Source organism: Chitinophaga rhizosphaerae, assembly GCF_003958645.1.
Classification (GTDB): Bacteria; Bacteroidota; Bacteroidia; order Chitinophagales; family Chitinophagaceae; genus Chitinophaga; species Chitinophaga rhizosphaerae.
Genome location: NZ_RXLO01000007.1, coordinates 166,486 through 182,216 on the forward strand (window position 1 = coordinate 166,486; position 15,731 = coordinate 182,216).

General features: G+C 53.4%; 15 protein-coding genes. 13 read left to right on the forward strand and 2 right to left on the reverse strand.

Annotated features, from left to right (window positions below; translation table 11 throughout):
• The first annotated feature begins 58 nt into the window (after positions 1–58).
• Complete coding sequence (locus EJ361_RS17400; RefSeq protein ID WP_126246912.1) at positions 59–751, forward strand: DUF3800 domain-containing protein; 693 nt, start codon at positions 59–61, stop codon at positions 749–751.
• 489 nt (positions 752–1,240) lie between these two features.
• On the opposite strand, the gene EJ361_RS17405 is transcribed toward EJ361_RS17400, so the two are convergent.
• Positions 1,241–2,368: a cysteine desulfurase family protein gene (locus EJ361_RS17405; protein ID WP_126246913.1), complete on the reverse strand. Its 1,128-nt coding sequence runs from the start codon at positions 2,366–2,368 to the stop codon at positions 1,241–1,243.
• A gap of 122 nt (positions 2,369–2,490) precedes the next feature.
• The gene (gene glmM, locus EJ361_RS17410) at positions 2,491–3,873 is read right to left on the reverse strand and encodes a phosphoglucosamine mutase (RefSeq protein ID WP_126246914.1); all 1,383 of its coding nucleotides are present in this window, start codon (positions 3,871–3,873) and stop codon (positions 2,491–2,493) included.
• A gap of 170 nt (positions 3,874–4,043) precedes the next feature.
• Between glmM and EJ361_RS17415 the strand changes: the two genes are divergently transcribed.
• The 12 genes from EJ361_RS17415 to EJ361_RS17470 all read left to right on the forward strand — a co-directional run bounded on the left by EJ361_RS17415 (position 4,044) and on the right by EJ361_RS17470 (position 15,704).
• Complete coding sequence (locus EJ361_RS17415; protein ID WP_126246915.1) at positions 4,044–6,065, forward strand: LTA synthase family protein; 2,022 nt, start codon at positions 4,044–4,046, stop codon at positions 6,063–6,065.
• Between the two features lie 17 nt (positions 6,066–6,082).
• Positions 6,083–6,832 (forward strand): class I SAM-dependent methyltransferase, encoded by a 750-nt coding sequence (locus EJ361_RS17420; protein ID WP_126246916.1) that lies wholly within the window; start codon positions 6,083–6,085, stop codon positions 6,830–6,832.
• A complete protein-coding gene (locus tag EJ361_RS17425) occupies positions 6,832–7,413 on the forward strand; it encodes a phosphatase PAP2 family protein (RefSeq protein ID WP_126246917.1) in 582 nt (193 codons plus the stop codon). The genes EJ361_RS17420 and EJ361_RS17425 overlap by 1 nt, the downstream gene beginning before the upstream one ends.
• A complete protein-coding gene (locus EJ361_RS17430; RefSeq protein ID WP_126246918.1) occupies positions 7,410–8,147 on the forward strand; it encodes a ZIP family metal transporter in 738 nt (245 codons plus the stop codon). Before EJ361_RS17425 ends, EJ361_RS17430 begins: the two co-directional genes overlap by 4 nt.
• Positions 8,148–8,173: 26 nt before the next feature.
• Complete coding sequence (locus EJ361_RS17435) at positions 8,174–9,460, forward strand: hemolysin family protein (RefSeq protein ID WP_126246919.1); 1,287 nt, start codon at positions 8,174–8,176, stop codon at positions 9,458–9,460.
• 238 nt (positions 9,461–9,698) lie between these two features.
• The gene (locus tag EJ361_RS17440; RefSeq protein WP_126246920.1) at positions 9,699–11,273 is read left to right on the forward strand and encodes an HAL/PAL/TAL family ammonia-lyase; all 1,575 of its coding nucleotides are present in this window, start codon (positions 9,699–9,701) and stop codon (positions 11,271–11,273) included.
• 43 nt (positions 11,274–11,316) lie between these two features.
• On the forward strand, positions 11,317–12,045 hold the full coding sequence (fabG, locus tag EJ361_RS17445) for a 3-oxoacyl-ACP reductase FabG (protein WP_126246921.1): 729 nt from the start codon (positions 11,317–11,319) through the stop codon (positions 12,043–12,045).
• Between the two features lie 81 nt (positions 12,046–12,126).
• Positions 12,127–13,347, forward strand: a complete 1,221-nt coding sequence (locus tag EJ361_RS17450; RefSeq protein ID WP_126246922.1) for a beta-ketoacyl-[acyl-carrier-protein] synthase family protein — start codon at positions 12,127–12,129, stop codon at positions 13,345–13,347.
• A 118-nt stretch (positions 13,348–13,465) separates the two neighbouring features.
• Positions 13,466–13,723 (forward strand): acyl carrier protein, encoded by a 258-nt coding sequence (locus tag EJ361_RS17455; protein ID WP_126246923.1) that lies wholly within the window; start codon positions 13,466–13,468, stop codon positions 13,721–13,723.
• Entirely contained in the window at positions 13,723–14,604 is an 882-nt protein-coding gene (locus EJ361_RS17460; RefSeq protein WP_126246924.1) for an LpxL/LpxP family acyltransferase, read from the forward strand. The genes EJ361_RS17455 and EJ361_RS17460 overlap by 1 nt, the downstream gene beginning before the upstream one ends.
• A gap of 13 nt (positions 14,605–14,617) precedes the next feature.
• The gene (locus tag EJ361_RS17465; protein ID WP_126246925.1) at positions 14,618–15,037 is read left to right on the forward strand and encodes a 3-hydroxyacyl-ACP dehydratase; all 420 of its coding nucleotides are present in this window, start codon (positions 14,618–14,620) and stop codon (positions 15,035–15,037) included.
• A gap of 13 nt (positions 15,038–15,050) precedes the next feature.
• The gene (locus EJ361_RS17470; RefSeq protein ID WP_126246926.1) at positions 15,051–15,704 is read left to right on the forward strand and encodes a hypothetical protein; all 654 of its coding nucleotides are present in this window, start codon (positions 15,051–15,053) and stop codon (positions 15,702–15,704) included.
• Positions 15,705–15,731 lie beyond the last annotated feature (27 nt).

Here is a 15,731-nt window from a genome sequence, read left to right on the forward strand (position 1 = left end):
AGTAAAATTTTTGTGTCAGTTTAATTCCTACATTTTTTTCCTAATTGGAAAACCAACCATGGAAATAGAAGGAGTAAAACTGCGAAAGAAATATTATTTCATTGATGAAACAGGGGATACCAGTTTTTTTGATAAACTTGGCCATCCGTTAGAAGGTACCAATGGATATCAGCCATATTTTATAATGGGGATACTGGAAACCAACAATAGAAAGTATCTGCGGGATGCGGTATTGAATTTTAAGGATTGGATAAGAAGGGATATTTTGTATAGTGGAATTCCTTCGATAGCTGAGAACGAAGATTGGTTTGTTCATGCGAGGAAGGATCATCCTGAGGTGAGAATAAACTTTATAGAACTATTGCGTAAAATCCGTGGATTTAAAATTCATGTCATTATTGTTAAAAAGGGTTTAAAAGTATTTAAGGAGAAATACAATGGTAAGGCTTCAGCATTTTATTTGGATGTGCTTCGACGATTGCTGCATCAAAAGAATTTTGACAAGAGGAATTATCATAGTATACACCTTTCTCAATATGGCAAAAATCAATTGGCCATATTGAAAGAGGTAGTTCGGCCTTTTGAAGAGTGCGGTGTGCATTTTAGATTGAATATTGCCGCAAGTAATAAAATGTCGGAGCTGAGTATTGTTGATTACATGCTTTGGATGTTCCAGCGGAAACTATTAAAGGGCGAATCAAGATTTTTCGAAGCCCTTAGGGGAAAGTTTGGAGTTATCGTGGAATTATGAAATGAAAAAAGGCTAAAAATTTCTTCAACCCCCGTGCCTTTCAGGCAGCACCCCACTTGAGCGGAGATATGCAAGTTGAAAAATTTTTAGCCTTAAAAGGTAAGGTCATCTAAGTACCTTGCTTTTTTGGAAAGCGACATTAAAAGATCAATTCAGCTCCCGTACTATTTTTCAAGTAACCCCCCTTCATGGGAAGAGGTATGCAAGCTGACGAAGCTTTTAACCAATAATGAACAGCATTGGCACGTTCATTTCTCAAATCGAAAACCTGGGAAGTTTCTCACCCCCCGTGCCGTTTCCAGCAACCCCCACAAGATGCGAGTTATGCAAGATGAGCCACTTCCCCCGGTTTATTCAAAAGTAAATCAATATTCTACATCAACATTACATCGCCGAAAATATTGAAACGAAAATTCTCACGGAGATGCGCAAAAAAAATCCGGCGGGAATTTCCGCCGGATTTTTTCACGATATCCAAATGACGAAGTCTTAAATGAGTTCTTTCAGTTTCGCCACCACAGCGTCTACTTCTGCTTTCGTGTTGGTGTGCGCGAAGGAGAAGCGTACGGCGATGCGGTTGGGATCGCTGCTGAGCGAGCGGATCACGTGCGAGCCCGCGTCGGCACCGGAAGTGCAGGCGCTGCCGCCGGAGGCGCAGATGCCGTTGATGTCCAGGTTGAAGAGGAGCATCTCGCTTTTTTCCGTTTTCGGGAAGGAAACGTTCAGTACGGTGTAGAGGCTGCGGCCATGCAAATCGCCGTTGAAGCTCACGGCCGGGATGTGCTGTTCCAGCTGTTGGGCCATGTACATGCGGAGGTCGTTGATGTAGGCGCTGTGTGCTTCGTGGTTGGCGGTCGCCAATTCCAGTGCTTTGGCGAAGCCTACGATGCCGTACAGGTTCTCGGTGCCGGCGCGCATGTTGCGCTCCTGCGATCCGCCCATGAGGTAGGGCTGGATCTTCACGTTCTCGTTGATGTAGAGGATGCCCACGCCTTTGGGGCCATGGAACTTATGGCCGGCGCCATTGATGAAATGTACCGGCGTATTGCGCAGGTCGAAGGGATAATGGCCCACGGTCTGCACCGTATCGGAATGGAAAATGGCGTCGAACTCCTTGCAGAGGTTGCCCACGGCATGGATATCGAGCAGGTTGCCGATCTCGTTGTTGGCATGCATGAGGCTTACCAGCGTCCGTTCCTTGCTTTCGGCCAGGAGGCGGCGCAGGTCTTCGAGGTCCACATGCCCGTTCGGCAGCAGTTTCACCCAGGAAAGCCGCACCTCGTCGCGGCAATAGACATGCTCAACGGTGTGGAGGGTGGCGTGGTGCTCGATGGGAGAGCTGATGATATGACGGCACCCCAGGTCGCGGATGGCCGCATTCACGGCCGTGTTGGTGCTTTCGGTACCGCCCGAGGTAAAGAAGATCTCGCCGGGGTGGGCGTTGAGGATCTTTGCGACGGATTTCCGCGCATTTTCGATGCCTAGCCGCGATTCGCGGCCGTATGAATAAATGGAGGACGGATTGCCGAACTTTTCTGTCATATACGGCAGCATGGTGTCAAGAACTGCCGGGTCGAGTGCCGTGGTTGCGGCATTGTCGAAATAAATTCTTTCCAAGGTCGTGCGGGTTTGGTGGTTTTTGATTAAAAAAGTGCCACAAAATTAAGGAATTGCCGACAAAGAAAAACGGATGGCAGTTAATTCCGCCATCCGTTCATCCATCTATAAGTCTATAGGAATTATATGAATTCCTTGATATCCTGCATGATTTTACGGGCGATATTGTCTGCCGTGGTCTCATTCTGGCTCTCCGCATAGATCCGGATAATGGGCTCCGTGTTGGACGTCCGCAGGTGTACCCAGTCCTTGTCGAACTCGATTTTCAGCCCGTCGTCGGTGTTCAAGGGCTGGTTTTTGTACTTCCCTTTGATTTTTTCGAAGATTTCCTTCACGTCGATGCCTTTATCCAGCTCGATCTTGTTTTTGCTGATGAAATAGTCCGGGTACGAGTTCCGGAGGGCTTTCATCGTCTTTTTGCTCTGCGCCAGGTGGCTCAGGAAGAGGCCGATGCCGATGAGGGCGTCGCGGCCGTAATGGAAGTCCGGAACGATGATACCGCCGTTCCCTTCGCCGCCGATCACGGCGTTAACGGCTTTCATCTTGTTCACGACGTTCACTTCGCCTACGGCGGAAGGATGGTATTCCCCGCCATTTTTGATGGTGATATCTTTCAGCGCCTGGGTGGAGCTCATGTTGGACACGGAATTGCCTTTCCTGTGCTTCAGCACGTAGTCGGACACCGCTACCAGGGTATATTCCTCGCCGAACATGCTGCCGTCTTCACAAACGAAGCAAAGGCGGTCTACGTCCGGGTCTACGGCGATACCGAAATCGGCCTGGCTCTTATCTACCTCGTTGCTGAGCGCGGTGAGGTTTTCGGGCAGGGGCTCGGGATTGTGGGCGAATTTACCGGAAACATCGTCGAACAGGGTGGTCACTTCCTTTACGCCCAGCGCCCTCAGCAGGGCGGGTACGAAGATGGCGCCGGTGGAGTTTACGGCGTCTACCACCACTTTAAATCCGGCGGCTTCGATGGCTGCCTTATCTACAAGGGGGTAATTCAACACCAGGTCGATGTGCTTCTGGAGGTAGGAATCGTCTTTCCGGTACGATCCGAGTTTGTTCACGTCTGCGAAGTTGAAGTCTTCCCGCTCGGCGATATCGAGCACTTCGGCGCCGTCTGCGCCGGAGATGAACTCTCCTTTCGAATTCAGGAGCTTCAGGGCGTTCCATTCGCGGGGGTTGTGGCTGGCGGTCAGGATGATGCCGCCCGCTGCCTGTTCGAGGGGAACGGCGATTTCCACGGTAGGCGTGGTGCTGAGGTCCAGGTCCACTACGTCAATGCCCAGGCCGTTGAGGGTGGAAACGACCAGTTGCTTGACCATTTCCCCGGAAATCCGGCCATCTCTTCCGATCACCACTTTCCTGTTCTCCGCGTTCTGCTTCAGCAGCCAGGTGCCGTAAGCCGCGGTGAACTTCACCACATCGAGGGGGGAAAGTCCTTCGCCGGGCTTGCCGCCGATGGTGCCGCGAATTCCCGAAATTGATTTAATCAGTGCCACTTTATTGGATTTTTTTAGGATGGCAAAGATAATCGATTCCGTATTTATCGGCCCCGCTATTTTGTCATGTCACCGATCGCGGACCGGTATGTTGGCGCAATTAGTGTATATTTGCCGCTACGTATAAAATTTTACGGGAATATAAGTTTAGCGAATAACCAATTATTAAGATGATTCAGCTTTGGTCGCGGATACCCAGATACATCCGGTATATTTTCACCCAAACCTTGTACCTGTTCGGTTTCCTGGTAGCGTGGCGCCTGATCTTCTATTTCTTCTTCTTCACCACCACCATTCAGGATAGCGGTACCATCGCCAAAGCCTGGCATCTCGGCCTGAAGTTCGACATGCGCCTGGCCCTCATCTGCATGGCCCCCGTCGCCCTGCTGGCGTTGCTCACGCGCGACCGGCTCTTCGGCCCCGGGTGGCTCCGCAGGCTGCATTTCGCCTGGCTTTTCATCCTGTACGCATTCCTTACTTTATTTTACGTGACCGACCTGGGGCATTACAGCTACCTCGGTATCCGCATAGAACCCTCCGTCACCCGATTCCTCGCCACCGGCGAACGCGGCACCAACGCCCGGATGCTCTGGGAAAGCTACCCCGTCATCAAAGGAGCTACCGGCCTGCTGCTGTTGATGGCCTTCGTGATCTGGTCGTACCGCTCCATCTTCCGCCACTTCGCCAACCAGGAAGGCGTTCCCGTACGCCCCAAAGGCTTCGCAGCCTGGGTGGTTGCTCTCGTACTGCTGTTCGGCGCGGGGATTTACGGCAACGTCGCCTATTTCCCGCTCAGGTGGAGCCAGGCCATGTTCACGCGCGACAACGGGATCACGTCCCTCGGGCTCAACCCCGTCCTCTATTTCGTGTCGAACTTTTCGGTGAAAGACGATACCTACGATATCGGGCTCACCCGCAAATATTACACGCCCGTGGCGGAATATCTCGGGGTCGACAAGCCCGACGCGTCGGCGCTGAACTACGCCCGCTTCGTGAAAGGCGATTCCCTGGCCGGCCGGCCCAACGTCGTCATCGTGATGCTCGAATCGGGCGGAGCGGCCATGACGTCCATGTTCAACAATCCCATGAAAGCCACGCCCAACCTGCAAAAGCTCGCAGATGAAGGCTTGTTTTTCGACCATTTCTACGTACCGGCCATGAGCACCGCCAGAACCGTTTTCGGCGTTACCACCGGCCTCCCCGATATCTGTAAGTTCAAAACCGCCTCGCGCCACCCCGGCATCGTGGACCAGCGGGTGGTGATGGACCAGTTCAGGGGATACGAAAAATATTACCTCCTCGGCGGAAACACCAACTGGGCCAACATCCGCGCCGTTTTTACCAATAACGTGGACAGCATCCGGATCTTCGAGGAAGGCTACTTCAAGGCGCCGAAGGCAGATGTGTGGGGCGTTTCGGACTTCGACCTCATATCGGAGTCCGACGAAATTTTCCGGAAAGCCCACCAGGCCGGCAAACCCTTCGTGGCATTCCTGCAAACGGCCGACAACCACGAACCTTACACCACCACCGCCGGAAAGGGCGATTTTAAGAAAGTGACCGAAAAAGAGGTGGATATGAAAGCTTTCAAATCCGCCGGCTGGCTGTCGATCGACCAGTTCAACGCCATGCGCTACCTCGATTACAACGTGGGTTACCTCATGGAGCTGGCGGCAAAATCCGGATACCTCGACAATACGATTTTCGTATTTTTCGGCGATCATTCCGCCCGGTTGAGCCCGTTCAGGCACATGCCCCTGCCCGAATACGAGATGGGAACGTTCGTAGACCACGTGCCCTGCATCATCTGGGCGCCGAAATTGGCAAAACCGCAGCGGATCAGCCGGATGAGCAGTTTGCTGGACGTGTACCCCACCGTGGCGAAAATGGCCGGGGTGGATTTTACCAATTACACGATGGGGGTGGATATGCTCGATACCACCTTCGCCGGGGAACGGTACGCTTTCATTGTCTATAACCGCGGCGAAAACTATTACGGGCTCATGGGGAAAAAATATTTTTTCGAGATCGGGGTGGATAGCGGCAAGATGCGTTTGTACGACCTGGAGGGCGATCCCTTGAAAGACGTGAGCGCCGCGCAGCCGCAAATTGCCGGGGAACTGGAGAAATTAACCCGCGGATTTTACGAATCATCCCGATATTTGATGTTTAACAATAAAAAACCGAAGTAATTTTCGACCGACACGAAATGGAAGTGCCGAAACAATGGTTCAAAGACTGGTTCAATTCACCGTATTATCACCTGCTGTACAACAACAGGGATGAGCGGGAAGCGTCTGCCTTCATAGACAAGCTGGTAGATTACCTGCGCCCGGAAGCCGGCGCGCTGATGCTCGACGTGGCCTGCGGCCGCGGAAGGCATGCCCGGTACCTGGCAGACAAAGGGTTCAACGTTACCGGCATCGATCTGTCGGAAGAAAGCATCGCGGCTGCGCGGAAGCTGGAAAACGAGCGGCTGAGCTTTTTCCAGCACGATATGCGGCTGCCTTTCCGCATCAATTATTTCGATATCGTATTCAATTTTTTCACCAGTTTCGGGTATTTCGAGACGCGGCACGAGAACGATAACGCCCTGCGCACGCTGACCAACAGCCTGAAGCCGGGCGGAAGGCTGGTGCTGGATTACCTGAACAGCCCTTTTGCGGCGGCGCACCTGGTGCCGAACGAGATCAGGGAGATCGACGATGTGGTGTTCGACATCCATCGCGAGGTGGAAGGGGGGAAGTTTATGAAGGAAATCCGTATTCTCGACAGGAAGAAGCTGTTCAGGACGAGTTTCGCCGAGCGGGTGTCTGCCCTTGGCCTGGCCGATTTCAGGGAGATGTTCGCACTGCAGAAGCTCGAGATCACCGATGTTTTCGGGGATTATCATTTTAACACCTTCGATGAGGCGCATTCCCCGCGGCTGATCCTCATCGCCCAAAAACCGACATCCTGATGGGAACCTTGCTCACGTGGGACCTGATCCTGTTTTTCAATATCAACAGCAAATGGGCGACCTCTTTCCTGGACAGCTGGCTGCCCTGGATGCGGGAACCCTATCTCTGGGCGCCCCTGTACCTGTTCCTCATGGTTTTCGTGACCTGGAACTGGGGCTGGAAAGGTTTCTGGTGGATCGTTTTCTTCATCCTGACCTTCGCCCTGTGCGACCAGGCCAGCGGTTTCCTCAAAGGCGCCGTAGGCAGGCTGCGCCCGGGCAACGATCCCAATATTGCCCAGTACGTGCGGATCATGGTGGGATATTACCCCCAAAGCGGCAGTTTTACATCTTCTCACGCGGCCAACCATTTCGGACTGGCCATGTTTTCATTTATAACCCTGCGGCGGTACATCCGCGGCTGGGCCTGGTTCTTTTTCGTGTGGGCGGCGGTTATTTGCTACGCACAGGTGTATGTGGGCGTGCATTACCCGACCGATATCCTGGGCGGGGCGCTGCTGGGCTGCCTGGCGGGCTCGCTGAGCGGAGGGTTCTTTACCAGGCGTATCGGGCTGGAGCCATTACCTGAAAAAACAACATGAACATAGCTTACCTCATACTCATCCTGGCCGCCACGATCTTTGGCGGCATGATCCCCATGATATTCAAAAGGATCAGTCCTGGCCTGCCCATTTACCTGCTGGCGTTCACCGGGGCGTTCCTGTTCGGCGTCACGATCATGCACCTGCTGCCGGAAGTGTACCACGAGCTGGGGCATCCCGCCGGTATTTACATCGTGATCGGGTTCTTCCTGCAGGTGTTCCTCCAGCAGCTGAGCCACGGCATGGAGCATGGGCATACCCATCTGCCGGCTGCCGGCGGGCACCATCATCACATTGCGGTGACGCCGCTGCTGATAGGGCTCTCCATCCACGCGTTCATGGAAGGCATCCCGCTGGGGTTCCATTATGAAGACAAATCCGCATTACCATCGCTCATGCTCGGCGTGATGGCCCACAAGATCCCGGAATCCCTCACGCTCATCACCGTGATGGTCCACGCCGGGCAATCCCGCGCCAGGCTCTGGCGCATCCTCGTCATCTTCTCCCTCGTCACGCCTTTTTCGGCGATGCTGGCAGGATGGCTGGGAGACAAGTCCGAAGCCGTCACCCATTCGCTGATCTACATCGTGGCGCTCGTTATCGGCGCTTTCCTCCATATTTCTACCACCATTTTCTACGAGTCGGGCACCAAACATCATGAACTGAGCCGCAGAAAGGTACTGGCCATCGCGATTGGCCTCGGTATGGCTTTTGTTACCCTGATATTTGAATAATTAATTATTTTTAGGCTTTATATATTATGGAAGTCGTCATTATCCTCGTCCTCATATTGCTCAACGGCATCTTCTCAATGGCGGAGATTGCCCTGGTTTCCGCAAGGAAAGCGCGTCTCGAAGGCGCAGCCAAGCAGGGGGACGAAAAAGCCAGGGCAGCCCTGAAGCTGTCTAACAACCCGGACACGTTTTTGTCCACCGTCCAGATCGGCATTACGCTGATCGGCATTTTGACCGGTTTATATTCCGGCGAACAATTGAAGGAAGACGTAAAGGGCTTCGTGATGCAAATGCCGGCCCTTGTGCCTTACGCCAATGCCATCGCCACCGCTATCATCGTCATCTGCGTAACGTATTTCACCCTCGTGCTCGGCGAGTTGTTCCCCAAAAGGATCGGCCTGACCAATCCGGAGCTTATCGCGAAGAACGTGGCCGCGCCCATGACCTTCCTTTCCCGCCTCACTTTCCCGTTCGTTTGGTTGCTGAGCCGCTCCACCGCGGCGCTGGTGAGCCTTTTCGGGCTGAAACGCTCGTCGGATAACAATGTGACGGAAGAAGAGATCAAGGCGATCATTTCCGAGGGCACCTCTTCCGGCGCCATCGAGGAAACCGAACAGGAAATCATCGAACGGGTGTTCCACCTGGGCGACCGCAATATCACCTCCCTCATGACCCACCGTACCGATATCGTTTGGCTGGACGTGAACGAGGAAGTGGAAAGCTACAAGCGCAAGATCAAACAGGCGCCCCACTCTGTTTACCCCGTTTGCGAAGGGCAGATCGACAATATCCGGGGCATCCTTACGATCAAGGACCTCTATACCGCCGGCAACGTGGCCGTGCTGAAAGATATCATGAAGAAGCCCCTCTTCATCCCCGAAAACAACTCCGCTTACCAGGTGCTGGAAAAGTTCAAGGAAACGCAGATCCACGCCGCGTTCATCGTTGACGAATATGGCACTTTTCTTGGGATGATCACCCTGAACGATATTCTCGAAGCGATCGTGGGCGATATGCCGGAAACCGGGCAGGATGATTATAACATGATCAAACGGGAGGATGGAAGCTATCTCGTTGACGCACAGATACCTTTCTACGATTTTCTCTCCGAATTCGATATGGAAGACCAGATGGCCGAGTTCGAACAGGAGTTCGATACCCTGGCCGGATTCATTCTTCACCACCTGGAACATATCCCCCAAACCGGCGAAAAGCTGGAATGGCGCCGCTTTACCTTCGAGATCGTGGACATGGACGCACACCGGATCGACAAAATTCTGGTAACGCCCCCTGCGAATATTGAAGAAGAGTAATAAATTTACATCCCGAAATGACCGGCATAATGGCACTTCGGGATGTATTGCCAGACCGGAATTGAACGCGACAGGAAGCCACCTGCTATCACTGCAAGATCTAACTAGTTGAATGCCAAAGGAGTATGGTAACCCCTGACCGTCCGTTAAAAATAGGAAGTAAGGATATTAGGAAAAAAACATCTTTATACTAATTTTGAGCGCTTTTTTACATAAACAAATAATATAATTTAAAATAATGGTTGTACTAGGAAGTAAGGTGCTTTCTTTGGAAGAAGTACACAGGGTATTGTTTGAAGGGGAAGAGTTGGTACTCGATGAAACAGCCGTACAGCAAGTGAATGACAACTTCGAGTTTCTCAAGATATTTTCCGCCAAAAAGCTTATTTACGGGATCAACACCGGCTTCGGCCCCATGGCGCAATACCGGATCCCGGAAAAAGATACGCTGCAGCTGCAATATAACCTTATCCGCAGCCACAGTTCGGGAGCAGGCAAATGCCTGGCGCCCATCCACACCAAAGCTTTGATGATAGCCCGGCTCAGCAGTTTCATGCAGGGCTTTTCCGGTGTTCATACCGAGCTGGTGTACCTCCTCCGCGACCTTATCAACCATAACGTATATCCCTGCATTTACGAGCACGGTGGCGTTGGCGCCAGCGGCGACCTCGTTCAGCTGGCCCACCTGGCCCACGCGCTGATCGGGGAGGGGAACGTGTTGTATGAAGACGAGATCCGCCCCGCGGCGGAAGTTTTCGAGCAGCTGGGCCTCCAGCCGCTCACGGTACGCGTCCGCGAAGGGCTCGCCCTCATCAACGGCACTTCCGCCATGACGGGCATCGCCCTCGTGAACCTCATCGAAGCGCGCAAACTCCTCCTCTGGAGCTGCGCCCTCAGCGCCATGATCAACGAAGTGGTAGAAGCGTTCGACGATCACCTCAGTTACGAGCTCAACGTCGTGAAACGCCATACCGGCCAGAATAAAGTAGCGGAAATGATGCGCGGCATGCTCACCGGGTCCAAAATGATCCGCCACCGGCCCGATCACTTCTACAAAGAACTGGAAGAAGAGATTTTCAAGGACAAAGTGCAGGAATATTACTCCCTGCGCTGCGTCCCGCAGATACTCGGCCCCATTTACGACATCCTCGTGCAGGCCGAAACCATCATCGTCGGCGAGCTCAATTCCGTGAGCGACAACCCCGTGGTAGACCACCGGCAACAGAACGTGTTCCATGGCGGCAACTTCCACGGCGATTATATCTCACTGGAGATGGACAAGCTGAAAATCGCCATGACGAAACTTTCCATGCTCAGCGAGCGCCAGCTCAACTATCTCATGAACGACAAGCTGAACCACAAGTTCCCGCCGTTCATGAACCTCGGCAAGCTGGGCTTCAACTTCGGCATGCAGGGCGTCCAGTTCACCGCCACCTCTACCGTTGCGGAAAACCAGACCCTCAGCTATCCGATGTACCTGCACAGCATCCCGAACAACAACGACAACCAGGATATCGTGAGCATGGGCTGCAACGCGGCGCAACTGACGTACAAAGTGATCGAAAATACCTTCGAAGTGCTGACCGTTCAGGTGATGACGCTCCTCCAGGCAGTGGATTTCCTCAACTGCCAGGACCGCCTGGGCGCATTTACCCACAAGATCTATCAGGACATCAGGGCTATTTTCCCTAAATTTATCGACGACGCGCCCCGTTACGCAGACGTGCAGCGCATCAAGGCTTACCTCATGCGGCACGAGCCCGTGGTGGCGGAGCCGACCGTGGAGAAGCGGAAGAAATCTTCCGTTCAGTAGCCATATTTTATACGAAACAACAGCATAAGAAACAATTACACGGATGAAATGCGCATTGATAACAGGTGGTTCCCGCGGCATCGGCAGGGCAGTTTGCATCAAACTGGCGGAACAGGGCTACCATATCCTGATCAATTATAAAGGCAATACGGCCGCGGCGGAAGCAACCCTCGAAGCCGTGCGCCAGAAAGGTACCGATGGCACCCTGCTCAAATTCGACGTAGGGAACGAAAGCGAAGTGAACGAAGTGCTCGGCGCCTGGCTCGAAGCCAATAAAGACAAGCAGATCGAAGTGCTGGTCAATAACGCCGGCATCCGGGAAGACATGATGCTTTTCCAGATGTCGACCGAAAAATGGAAAAGCGTCCTGGACGCGAGCCTCGACGGGTTTTTCTACGTCACCAAGCTCGTGCTCACGGGCATGCTGCTAAAACGCTACGGCCGGATCGTGAACATGGTTTCGCTGTCCGGATTGAAGGGAACCCCCGGCCAGGTAAACTACAGCGCCGCCAAGGCCGGCCTCATCGGCGCCACCAAAGCCCTCGCCCAGGAAGTCGCCAAGCGCAATGTGACCGTCAACGCCGTGGCCCCCGGTTTCATCCGGACGGACATGACGGACGGACTGCCCGAAAAAGAGCTCTCCGCCATGGTGCCCATGCAACGCTTCGGAACGGCCGAAGAAGTAGCGGAAGCCGTGGCATTCCTGTCGTCCAAAGGCGCGTCCTACATCACGGGAGAAGTACTCAACATCAACGGCGGTCTTTATTCCTGACCCGGCAGCCATTTCCGCAGCATATCAAACAGTAACGAAAAATACGGGGCCATGGCCCCGCGATGATAATTAACACAGCGCATGAACAGAGTAGTGATCACAGGCATAGGTATATATTCCTGTCTCGGGAAAGACCTGGAGACGGTGAAGGAATCCCTTTTCCAGGGGCGTTCCGGCATCGTGCTGGATGCCGGTCGCAAAGCGTTCGGTTACCGATCGGGACTGACCGGATGGGTTGACCGTCCGGAGCTGAAAGGCTTGCTGGACCGGCGCTCCCGGCTCATGATGCCCGAACAGGCGGAATATGCCTATATGAGCACCCGCGAAGCCCTGGCCCTGGCTAAAATGGATCCCGATTACCTCGAAGCGAACGAAGTTGGGCTGCTGTTCGGGAACGACAGTTCCGCCAAGCCCGTTGTGGAGGCTACCGATATTATCCGCGAAAAGAAAGATACGATGCTCGTGGGCTCGGGGTCTGTGTTCCAGACCATGAACTCCACGGTCAACATGAACCTTGCCACCATTTTCCGCCTGAAAGGCGTGAATTTCAGCATCAGCGCGGCTTGTGCCAGCGGCTCGCATGCCATCGGGGTGGGGTATAGCTTTATCCGCTCCGGCATGCAGGACGCGGTGATCTGCGGCGGCGCACAGGAAATCAACCTGTACGCCATGGGCAATTTCGACGCGATCGCGGCATTTTCCGTTCGCGAGAACGACCCCACGCGCGCTTCCCGCCCGTTCGACCGCGACCGCGACGGCCTCGTGCCATCCGGCGGGGCGGCTACGGTGATCCTGGAAAGCCTGGAATCGGCGCAACGCCGCGGCGCGCCCATCCTGGGAGAAGTGCTGGGGTACGGTTTCTCCAGCAATGGGGCGCATATCAGCAACCCCAGCGTGGAAGGGCCCACCCGCAGCCTGCAAATGGCCTTGCGCGATGCGGGCCTGTCCCCAAAAGACATCGGCTACATCAACGCCCACGCCACGTCGACCCCGGCGGGAGACGCCAGCGAGGCCAAAGCCATCCATTCCGTGTTCGGCGAATGCCACACGCCTGTCAGCTCCACCAAAGGGATGACAGGGCACGAATGCTGGATGGCCGGCGCCAGCGAGATCGTCTATTCCATGCTCATGATGCAGCATGGGTTCCTGGCGCCCAACATCAATTTCGAGAACCCCGACGATGATTCGGCCAAATTGAACATCGTTACGAATGCAATTAATAAAAATTTTAATATATTTTTGTCTAATTCCTTTGGCTTTGGGGGAACTAACTCCTCCCTTATTGTCAGGAAATGGGAATAATTCGGACATGAGGCCGGTTATGGGTTGTTTTTCTATAATTTTGCCCCGTAGCCCGCATGCGAACCAATGGGGTGCAAAGTGAAAGCTATCTAACCTATATCTGGAACACTTAAAGTTTATGGAAATCAAGGAGATCATTCAAAAAACCAATGCTTTTCTGGCGGACGAATTCGAAGTTTCCCCCGAAAGCATTACCCCCGAGGCCGACCTGAAGGCCACGTTGGAACTGGACAGCCTGGACTATATTGACCTGGTAGTGGCCATCGAGAACAATTTCGGATTCAAGGTGAAACCGGAAGACTTCCAGGGCATCGTTACCTTCCAGGACTTCTATAATTATGTCATCGAACGTGTTAAACAAAAAGAACTGGTATAATGCCGTCGTGGCAGGGTAAATCCAAAGGAAATAAGCTCGGTTACCGGATCTTCATTGGTGTATTGCGTTACGGAGGCATTCGTCCGGCTTATTTCCTGCTGGTATTCGTTTCGGTTTATTATTGCCTGTTCTCCTGGAACACTGCCCGGTCTATGTACCGGTTTTTTCGTTATAAGGTACAATACCCCCGGTGGCGCGCCATGGCGTCCGTTTACCGGAATATCTATATATTCGGCCAGACGTTGATAGACAAAGTGGTGGTGATGGCCGGGATCCCCAATCGTTTCAGCTTCGTTTTCGATGGTGAAGAACGGCTCCACGCGATGGTCAGCAGCGGCAAGGGCGGCATCCTGCTCAGTGCGCATCTGGGCAACTGGGAAGTGGCCGGCCACCTGTTCACCCGGCTCAATACCCGGATCAACATCGTGATGTTCGACGGGGAACACGAAAGAATAAAAAGTTACCTCGAAGGGGTAACGGGCGGAAGGAATGTGAATGTCATTGTACTGAAAGACGATCTTTCGCATATTTACGCCATCAACGATGCGCTGGGCAAGCAGGAACTGGTATGCATGCACGCCGACCGGTTCCTGACCGGCAACAAGACGGCGGAGAGAATGTTCCTGGGAGAGCCGGCGCGCTTTCCCGTAGGGCCTTTCCTGCTGGCTTCCACGTTCAGGGTGCCCGTATCGTTCGTTTTTGCTTTTAAGGAAACCGCTACGCATTATCACCTCTATGCCACCGATCCCAAAGTGTACCCCGGCGCCAAACAGGGTGGTTTAGACCAGTCGATGGACGATTTTGTAAGCGTAATGGAAGAAAAAGTGCGGAAATATCCGCTGCAATGGTTCAATTATTATGATTTCTGGTCGAAAGACTGACAATACGCATCATATGCATCACGAAGACATTACCGAATATATCCCCCAGCGCCCGCCGGTCGTCATGATCAGCAGGCTCATCGAAGCGGGGGAGAAGAACATCCGCACCGAGCTCGACGTGGCGGCCGACAACGTGTTCGTCGAAAACGGCACGCTCATGGCCCCGGGGCTCGTGGAGAATATCGCGCAGACGGCTGCGGCCAGGGTCGGGTTTCTCGCCCGGCGCGACAACGTGCCCGTGCCCCTCGGCTTCATCGGCGCCATTCAAAACCTCGAAGTACTGGAGCTACCTCCCGCAGGTTCCACCCTCCAGACAGAAATCCTTATCACCCACGAACTCTTCAACGCCACCGTGGTCAAAGGCTCCGTTCAGCTGAACGGCCGGACGCTGGCGCAATGCGACATGAAAATTTTCATCGCCCAAAAACCATAAAACAAGAGTCACCATGAAACTGAAAAATCTCGTTTTGCCCCTGATCGCTTTCGCCCTTAGCGCATCCGCCGCAAACGCACAGTCCGCCAAAGACGTATTCGACAAGGAAACCAAGCTGACCTGGATCGGCCTCGACTGGACCAAAACCCGCCTCATCGGCGACGCCGCCGCCAAAGCCGATCAGATCGTAGAAAAAAACTTCGTGGAAGTAAACCAGAAAGTGGTGAACGAATACAAGAAGTTCGACGTAGCCAAGGCTTTCCGCCGCAGCGAAGTGAGCACCGACATCGGGCCGGTTAACAAAAGGACCGCCAAGATCGATCCGGACAACCTGCTGTCAGACAACTCCGACGATTACCAGCACCTCAAGCCTGAAGACATCACCACCCTCGTGAAAGGGTTCGATTTCAACGGCAAAACCGGTATCGGCATCGTTTGGTTCGTGGAAGGCATCAACAAAACCAAAAAGGAAATTTCTGCTTACGTGACGCTGGTAGACATGAAGGCCAAAAAAGTGCTGTTTACCGAGCGCATGGTCGGAAAGATGGGCGGCAAGTTCGGCGTGGCCTTCGGGTATGCCAACATGTACCTGACTGGCGTTAAATCCATCCTCGACGACATCGAGAAAGACAAGTACAAAGAGTGGAAATCCACTTACGGAGGATAATTTTAATTGAAAACATCAACATCATTC